Below are 8,306 nucleotides of genomic sequence, written 5' to 3'. Positions count from 1 at the left end.
AAGCTCATCCACGGTTGTGGCCGGAGGGGGTAACGGGCGACTTCGCCACGCGTCTTGGCCGGTGGCCACCGGCCAAGACGCTAAATCGCTTCCATCGCACAAATCATGCCCGTGCAGATACAAGGGGTTGTCTCCGCGGGCGACGGTGCGCGTCGAGAGAACCCCTCACCCAAGTGAATTTGTTGCCGATACCATCGCAGCCCTCTCCCACAAGGGGAGAGGGCACATCAACTGACAGCGCGAAGGCGCTGGCCGGTAGGCACGGCGAAGCACGCCGTTCATAAGCTCAGTTGTAATAATTGTAGTCCCTATGCACGCGACCGCGACGCGGCGGCTGTTGCTGACCGAAGGCTACGCGTGGGTTGATGTTGCAATAGAGGTTGCGGCCGGACGCGCTCGCCATGCATTGACCATAGGTTTGATACGAGCAGTCGCCCGGAATGCCGAAACCCCGGCCTTGGGCGCACCAGGGATAGTCGTAGGCCGCGGCGGGAGCGGAGCCGGCGGTGACACCCGCCCCGACGGCCGTCACGGCCAGCATTGCCAACATCAGTTTGCGCATCGTCGTTCTCCTTCGCCTTGGCGAGGCTGACCATTGCCTGCATCTGCGTAGTCGCGTGGCCGGCGTCAAGGTTCAGACCACGATGCCGCAGGAAGGTTCTGGATGATGCGCGCTTGCGTCCTATTCCACCTTCAGCCCGGCGCCCTCGACCACTTTCTTCCACTTTTCGGTCTCGGCGACGATCTCCGCACCGAACGCTTCCGGCGTCTGGATGCGCGGCTCGCCGCCCAGTTCAACCAAACGTGTCTTCATCGCCGGCTCAGCCATCACAGCGTTGATCTCGCTGTTGAGCTTGGTGATGATCTCCTTCGGTGTGTTCTTTGGCGCGCCCATGCCGAACAAGGCGCTCGCCTCGTAACCCTTGACGGTCTCGCCGACGGCCTGCACGTCGGGCAGTTGCGGCGAACGCTCCGCCGTGGTGACGCCGAGCGCCCGCAACGAGCCGGAGCGGATATGCTGGATGATCGAGGGCATGTTGTCGAAGATCACGTGCACCTGGCCGGCGAGCAGGTCGGTGATGGCCGGCGCCGCGCCGCGATAGGGCACGTGCTGCATCTTGGCGCCGCTCATCGCCATGAACATCTCGCCGGAGAGATGCACCGAGGTGCCATTGCCTGATGAGGCCATGTTCACCTTGCCGGGATTGGCTTTCACGTATGCGATGAACTCGGCGACGTTCTTGGCCGGGACGTCCTTGTTGACGGTCATCACGTTCGGCACCCGCTGGAACGAGGCGATCGGCGCGATGTCGCGAACGAAATTGAACTTCAGATTCGCATACAGCGTGGCGTTGATGTAGTTCGCAGGGTTTACCAGCAGCACGGTGTAGCCGTCCGGCTCGGCGTTGATCGCAGCTTCCGTGCCGATATTGTTGCCGGCGCCGGGCTTGTTCTCGACCACGAATTGCTGTCCGAGCTTTTCCGACAGCCGCTGCCCGATCAGGCGCGCCAGGATATCGGTGGCGCCGCCCGGCGGATAGCCGACGATCCAGCGGACCGGCCGTGCCGGATAGTCCGCCGCTGCCGAAGCGCGGCCGATCGCGAATGTCGAAATCCCGGAACCGATCAGGCCAAGCGCAGTACGGCGTGAAATCATGTAGTTTCCTCCGATATGGCCGGGTTCACACTCCGGTCCGTTTCTATTGAACTGATGACGGCGTGCGTTGTAACAAACTACGCATTGGACAGCCAGTGCGCACCCTGCGCGCTGGACCGCGACGAAAGGATGAGGCCATGGCCGTCAAGGTGAACGCGCTCGACCATCTCGTGATCAACGTGTCAGACGTGGCGCGTTCCACCGAATGGTACAGCAGGATCCTCGGCATGGAGGTCAAGGTGTTCGATCCGGGTGAAGGCAAGGCGCCACGGACCTCGCTGGTGTTCGGCAACCAGAAGATCAACGTGCGGCCGCGCGATGCCTCCAAGATCGACTGGTTCACAGCCGATCATGAGACGCCCGGCAGCGAGGACCTCTGCTTCCTCACCTCCAGCACGCCCGACGAGGTCGTCGAACATCTGAAGGCCAACGGCGTCAAGATCGAGGAAGGCCCGGTGGCCAGGCATGGCGCGCGCGGCATGCTGCGCTCGGTCTATTGCCGCGATCCAGACGGCAGCCTGATCGAGATTTCGTCGTATGAGGATGATGCCTCCTAGCACCGTCATTGCGAGCGGAGCGAAGCAATCCATTTCTCCACTTGCGGGGGCATGGATTGCTTCGTCGCTGCGCTCCTCGCAATGACGTGGAGGGAATCCGCCCGTAATATTTGCCCGCCGTACGATCCGGTGGCACAAATGCTTCTGGAATAAGAACGAAAGCAGCCAGCAAGGCTGCGCGGGAGGAAGCATGACCAATTCACAGGCAGCACCTGGTATCGTGGGACCGTTCGCAGGCCTCGACGTGCCGTGGCTGCTTCGGATGCGCGCGGAGATCCGGCGCGATCACCCGTTCCTGATCTGGGCGCCGTTCGAGGCGCCGGCGCGGAAATGGACCTATGGCGAATTTCACGAGCGCGTCGGCGCGCTGGCCGCGGGGCTCGCAAAACGCGGCGTCACGCCCGGCGAATATGTGCTGATCCATCTGGATAATTGCATCGAGGCGATGCTGGCCTGGTTCGCCTGCGTCGAGCTTGGTGCGATCGCGGTCACCACCAACACGCGCTCGGCCGCCGCCGAGATGGAATTTTTCGCCGGCCATTGCGGCGCGGTTGCCGCAATCACCCAGCCGGCCTATGCCGAATCGATCGCAGCCAATTGCCGCGACCTGCGCTGGATCGCCGTGATCTCGCATAACGCCGGCGCCGCGCCGGCACAGCCCGTGTCACGCGGCGACAGTTTTGAGGCGCTGTTCGCCGACAGCGCCGACCGGCCGCGCCGCGCCGCCGATCCGCTCGCTCCCTGCAGCGTGCAGTACACGTCCGGCACGACGTCGCGCCCGAAGGCGGTGTTGTGGACCCACGCCAATGCGCTGTGGGGCGCCAAGGTCAATGCGGTGCACGAGGACCTGCATGCCGGCGACGTGCACCAGATTTACCTGCCGCTGTTCCACACCAATGCGCTCGCCTATTCGATGCTGGCGACGCTCTGGGTCGGCGCCTCCTGCGTGATCCAGCCGCGCTTTTCCGCAAGCCGGTTCTGGGGCGTCGCGCTGGAGCATGGCTGCACCTGGACCTCGACCATTCCGTTCTGCATGAAGGCGCTGCTGGAGCACGAGATTCCTGACAACCACAAGTTCCGGCTTTGGGGCACGGCGGTGTGCGAGCCGCCGCCCTTTGCCGCATTCGGCGTCAAAACCATCGGCTGGTGGGGCATGACGGAGACCATCACCCACGGCATTGTCGGCGAGGTCGACCAGCCGAACACGCCGATGTCGATCGGCCGCGCGGCGAGCGAATACTCGATCCGCATCACCAATGATGACGGCTCGGCGACGGACGTCGGCGGCACTGGCAATCTCTCGATCAAGGGCATTCCCGGACTGTCGCTGTTCAAGGAATATCTGCACAACGAAAAGGCCACCCGCGAAAGCTTCGACGAGCACGGCTATTTCCTGACCGGCGACCGCGTCACGCTGCTCGAGCACGGCTTCGTCAAATTCGGCGACCGCGCCAAGGACATGCTGAAGGTTGGCGGCGAGAACGTCGCGGCCTCCGAGATCGAGCAGGTGATTGCGGTGGTGCCCGGCGTGCGCGAGGCGGCGGTGGTTGCAAAGAGGCACCCGATGCTCGAGGAGGTGCCGGTGGTCTTCATCATTCCGCAAGGCGGCATCGCACCCGTCGACCTGCATGACGATGTCATGGCCGCCTGCCGCAACGCACTCGCCGACTTCAAGGTGCCGCGCGAAATCCGCTTCGTCGACGACATGCCGCGCTCGACGCTGGAGAAGGTCGCCAAAGCCGAATTGCGCAAGATGCTGGAGTGAGGCGCCGACTCGCTATTTCGGGGCAACGTCTCTCCACGTCATTGCGAGCGTAGCGAAGCAATCCATAGTGCCGCTTGCGGAGCCGATGGATTGCTTCGTCGTTGCGCTCCTCGCAATGACGGCTGAGCAGTCGGAATCAATAATGCCCGAATGCGACCGGGCGGAACGCCTGCAGCAATTGCTGGTCGAGCTTGGCGCCCATGTCTTCCATCATCGCGAACGCCTTGGCGTGGGTGAACTGCAGCCGGTAGGCGCGCCTCTCCACCAGCGCGGCGTAGATGTCGACAATGGTGGTGACCCGCACGATGTCGCTGATCTGGCCGCCGTGGAGACCAGTCGGATAGCCGGAGCCGTCCAGCATCTCATGATGGTGCAGCACCACGTCGAGCATTTCAGGCGGAAAGCCGCCCTGGACCAAGAGCGCCTCGTAGCCGCGCCGCGGATGCTCGCGCATCTCGGCCATCTCGTCCGCCGTCAATTCGGTCGGCTTGTCCAGGATCGAGGTCGGGATGAACGCCTTGCCGACATCGTGCAGCAGAGCCGCGCGCGCAAGGCGGCGCTGGTCGTCCTCGCGCATGCCGAGGTGCTGCGCGAACGCCACCGCAAAACCGGTCACGAACAGGCAATGACGATAGGTGTCGGTGTGATGGCAGCCGACCATGGTCAGCCATTCGCGCAAGGATGAGTGCTTGATCGCCTTCAGGATCTTGCGCTCGGCGGCGACGATATCGCTGAATTGCAGGGGCTCGCCGGCCGGCAGCTTTTCGAACATCTTGACCATCACCGCATGCGCCGCCTCGACGCCGCGGTTCAGGGCCTTGCCGCGATCGGTTTCATCGTAGCCGTCTGCGTCCGGAAACGCGGCGCGGATGCGCTGCAACAGTCCGGCAGCGTCGAACGGACGCGAGATCGTGTCGGTGGCCCCTAACGCCCAGGCCTGCATGGTCGCGTGGTGCAATGCGTCCTGCAGCACGAACAGCCGCGGCATCTCGCGATAGGCTTCCGTCCTGAGCTTGTTGCGCACGAGTTGCACGCTCTCGGGCGAACGCAGGTTGATGTCGACCACGATGCCCGAAAGATTATCCGCGGGCTTCTCGGGAATCTCCGCGGTCGAGATGGTGTCGACCTCGCCGACGGACCGCAAAATTCTGGCCAGCTCGCTGCTTTGGTCGCCTCGATCCGACGCCAGCAACAAGCGGCGTCTTAGCGAATTCTTGTTGGCTAACGCTGTCATGAAATCCTTGGGCGTTCGCAATGACGATCGACAACCCAGGCTAGCCGAGAATGGGTTCCCTGCGGCTTAATAGGCGTGATGAACAGCGGTCTAGCGCCAATGCTAGAATTTTAACGATCGGGTCTTCCATTTCCGCATTTCCCACCCGGGAACAGATCGCGCTAGGATGATTGCGCAGCATCACTGCCAGAATCTACTCGGGGAAACGCAATGCCGAAAATCAAGCGAGATGGGGTCGAAATCTATTATGAGGTCCATGGCGACGGCCCGCCTTTGCTCCTGACCCACGGCTATTCATCGACCTCGGCGATGTGGCAGGGGCAGGTCGCGGCGCTGTCGAAGCGCCACAGGCTGGTGCTGTGGGACATGCGCGGCCACGGCCAGTCCGATTATCCGAGCGATCCCGCGGCCTATAGCGAAGCCCTGACGGTGGCCGACATGGCCGCGCTGCTGGACGCGGTCGGCGCGGAAAAGGCGATCGTCGGCGGGCTTTCGCTCGGCGGCTATATGTCGCTTGCGTTCTATCGCGCCCATCCGGAGCGGATGCGCGCGCTCTTGATCATCGACACCGGACCCGGCTTCAAGAAGGACGACGCTCGCGAAGCCTGGAACAAGCGCGCTTACGACACCGCAGCGAAGTTCGAGCGCGAAGGCCTCGATCTCTTGAAGTCGTTCAGCCGCGAGCGCTCGACGGTGACGCACCGCGATGCCTCGGGTCTTGCCCTTGCCGCGCGCGGCATGCTGACCCAGCGCGACGCACGCGTGATCGAGTCGCTGCCCGATATCAAGGTGCCGTCGCTGATCGTGGTCGGCGCCGACGACACACCGTTCCTCGCCGCCTCCGACTATATGGCGGCCAAGATTCCCGGCGCGCAGAAGGTCGTGATCCCGGCAGCCGGCCACGCCGTCAATATCGATCAGCCACAGGCCTTCATCGAAGCGGTGCTGCCGTTCCTCGATAGCCTCGAGGCCAAGTCGGCGCAGAAGGCTGCGTCATGAGGAGGATTGCCGCGACACTGCTTGTGCTCGCCGCCGCCGCGGAACCGGCCTGCGCGCAGCACCTGCCGCCATTTGGCGGGCCTGCTCCTGCGCCATCCACCTTCGTAGCGACGCTGTCGAACAGCGCGCCGCTGGTGTTTGGGATGGACGTGGAAGAGACGTCGCGCGCGCTCGGCACGCCCCTCACCTACATCAGAGGACGTCCCGGAAATGAGATCTATCTCACCTTCCGCGACCTCGGCGGCAGCGGGCTGTTCCCGCACAAGGACCGGCTCTTCCTGCAGTTCCGCAAAGGGCGGCTCGCCGGCTGGAAGGCCGATTGGGGCCAAAACTGGATGTGGCGGTAATCAGCCGCTGCTGTTTCGCGAACCCGAATTGCAACCCTCCAACGAGAAGGGATGACCCATGGGACGAGATATCACGCTGACGGCTTCGGACGGTTTCGAACTCGGCGGCTACCGCACGGACCCCACCGGGGCGCCAAAGGGAGCGATCGTGGTGATCCAGGAGATTTTTGGCGTCAACCACCACATCCGCTCGGTCTGCGACCGCCTCGCCCAGGACGGCTATGTCGCGATCGCGCCCTCGATCTTCGACCGCAGCGAGCCGAATTTCCAGAGCGGCTATTCGCCGGAGGAAATCGCGATCGCGCGCAAATTCGTCGCCAATCCGGATTGGGCGGCGACGCTGCGCGACACCCAGGCTGCCATTGATGCCGCCAAGGATGTCGGCCCGGTCGGCATCATCGGCTTCTGCCTCGGCGGCAGCGTCGCCTATGTCGCGGCGACCAAGCTGACGGGCCTGAAGGCGGCCGTCGGCTATTACGGAGGCGCCATCGTCCGCTTTGCCGACGACAAGCCGAAGGTGCCGACGCAACTGCACTTCGGCGAGAAGGACGCTGGCATTCCCTTGACCGATGTCGAGACCATCAAGGCCAAGCGGCCCGACGTCGAGGTCCACATCTATCCCGGCGCGCAGCACGGCTTTCATTGCGACGAACGGGCAAGCTACGACAAGGCCAGCGCCGACATCGCCTGGCCGCGCAGCCTGGCGTTTTTTGCGAAGCATTTGAAGGGATAGCGCACAGCTCTCTGCCGTCATTCCGGGGCACGCGCAGCGTGAGCCCGGAATCCATTCATCCGCACGTTTTGTGGCCCGATGGATTCCGGGCTCGCGTTGCGCGCGCCCCGGAATGACGAGTGGAGAGAGTGTCGCCTAAAACCACCGCTCGCCGACGAACACCGTGTCGCCGGGACTCATCGGCGTGCCGAGCGGCACCGTGTAGCGCCCCGAGCCGTTGCCATCGGTATGCGTCAGCGTCACCATGTCGCGCTTGGCGCGCGGCGAGAAGCCGCCCGCAATCGCCACGGCGCTTTCGACGGTCATGTTAGGCACGTACGGATATTGTCCGGGCGCGGCGACTTCGCCGAGGATGAAGAACGGACGGTAGGCCTCGATCTCGACGGCGACCGAAGGCTCGCGGATGTAGCCGCTGCGCAGCTTTGCCGCGATCTCGCTTGCGAGCCCCGACGTCGTCCTGCCGCGCGCGGGCACTTGCCCGATCAGCGGCATGGTGATCGAGCCGCTAGCGTCGATCGCGTAGGTATTGGTGAGACCTTCCTGGCCGTAGACCACGACACGCAGCCGGTCGCCGGCATCGAGATGGTAGGCCGAGTCGTAGCGGACCCCAGCCCCGGGCGCCGCTGCGTAGGCCGCGCGCGGTGAAGCGGCAAAGGCGGAGCGAAGCGCGCCGACTGCGCCACCGCCGCTGCTGGCGACCGCGACCGGCGCAGGGCTGGCAGGCCCGCCATAGGCCATGGAGTCGAGATCGGCCGGCGCTGGCGCGACCGCGACAGGACCGCTCGTGCGCATGCAGCCCGACAGCACGAGCGCAGTCATGACAGCAGTGATCGGCAATCGAAACGCGCGCGCAACCCGCACCATGGCCATCCCTGAAAAGCGAGACAGCCTAGGCTGTGTGGACTCTTGGGATTCTCAAATCAGACGGAACGTGATTCAAGGCTTTCTTTTAGGAGGAAGCCTTGGGGGTTCTGGATCGGCTCGTTCTGAACGACACGCAATGGGACCGTATCT

At 63.9% G+C, this 8,306-nt stretch carries 9 protein-coding genes; 5 read left to right on the top strand and 4 right to left on the bottom strand.

Annotated features, from left to right (window positions below):
• Positions 1–286 precede the first annotated feature (286 nt).
• A complete protein-coding gene (locus ACZYOF_RS40530) occupies positions 287–562 on the bottom strand; it encodes a DUF3551 domain-containing protein (protein WP_282531293.1) in 276 nt (91 codons plus the stop codon).
• A 120-nt stretch (positions 563–682) separates the two neighbouring features.
• Complete coding sequence (locus tag ACZYOF_RS40525) at positions 683–1,657, bottom strand: Bug family tripartite tricarboxylate transporter substrate binding protein (protein ID WP_130583408.1); 975 nt, start codon at positions 1,655–1,657, stop codon at positions 683–685.
• A 137-nt stretch (positions 1,658–1,794) separates the two neighbouring features.
• Here ACZYOF_RS40525 and ACZYOF_RS40520 point away from each other — a divergent pair, with 137 nt between their 5' ends.
• Together ACZYOF_RS40520 and ACZYOF_RS40515 are read left to right on the top strand one after the other, a co-directional pair.
• Positions 1,795–2,214, top strand: a complete 420-nt coding sequence (locus ACZYOF_RS40520; protein ID WP_282531291.1) for a VOC family protein — start codon at positions 1,795–1,797, stop codon at positions 2,212–2,214.
• Between the two features lie 190 nt (positions 2,215–2,404).
• A complete protein-coding gene (locus ACZYOF_RS40515) occupies positions 2,405–3,979 on the top strand; it encodes an AMP-binding protein (RefSeq protein ID WP_463719250.1) in 1,575 nt (524 codons plus the stop codon).
• Between the two features lie 136 nt (positions 3,980–4,115).
• On the opposite strand, the gene ACZYOF_RS40510 is transcribed toward ACZYOF_RS40515, so the two are convergent.
• On the bottom strand, positions 4,116–5,213 hold the full coding sequence (locus ACZYOF_RS40510; protein WP_463719249.1) for an HD-GYP domain-containing protein: 1,098 nt from the start codon (positions 5,211–5,213) through the stop codon (positions 4,116–4,118).
• Positions 5,214–5,423: 210 nt separating this feature from the next.
• Between ACZYOF_RS40510 and ACZYOF_RS40505 the strand changes: the two genes are divergently transcribed.
• The 3 genes from ACZYOF_RS40505 to ACZYOF_RS40495 are packed head-to-tail and all read left to right on the top strand — an operon-like array spanning position 5,424 to position 7,292.
• Entirely contained in the window at positions 5,424–6,212 is a 789-nt protein-coding gene (locus tag ACZYOF_RS40505; protein WP_463719248.1) for an alpha/beta fold hydrolase, read from the top strand.
• Positions 6,209–6,559: a hypothetical protein gene (locus ACZYOF_RS40500; RefSeq protein ID WP_463719247.1), complete on the top strand. Its 351-nt coding sequence runs from the start codon at positions 6,209–6,211 to the stop codon at positions 6,557–6,559. The genes ACZYOF_RS40505 and ACZYOF_RS40500 overlap by 4 nt, the downstream gene beginning before the upstream one ends.
• 58 nt (positions 6,560–6,617) lie before the next feature.
• A complete protein-coding gene (locus tag ACZYOF_RS40495; RefSeq protein WP_463719246.1) occupies positions 6,618–7,292 on the top strand; it encodes a dienelactone hydrolase family protein in 675 nt (224 codons plus the stop codon).
• Between the two features lie 135 nt (positions 7,293–7,427).
• On the opposite strand, the gene ACZYOF_RS40490 is transcribed toward ACZYOF_RS40495, so the two are convergent.
• A complete protein-coding gene (locus ACZYOF_RS40490) occupies positions 7,428–8,111 on the bottom strand; it encodes a polysaccharide biosynthesis/export family protein (protein ID WP_463702846.1) in 684 nt (227 codons plus the stop codon).
• Positions 8,112–8,306 lie beyond the last annotated feature (195 nt).

It is taken from the genome of Bradyrhizobium sp. LeoA1Lang (genome assembly GCF_055413685.1).
This window is presented reverse-complemented; position numbering and strand designations above follow the sequence as displayed.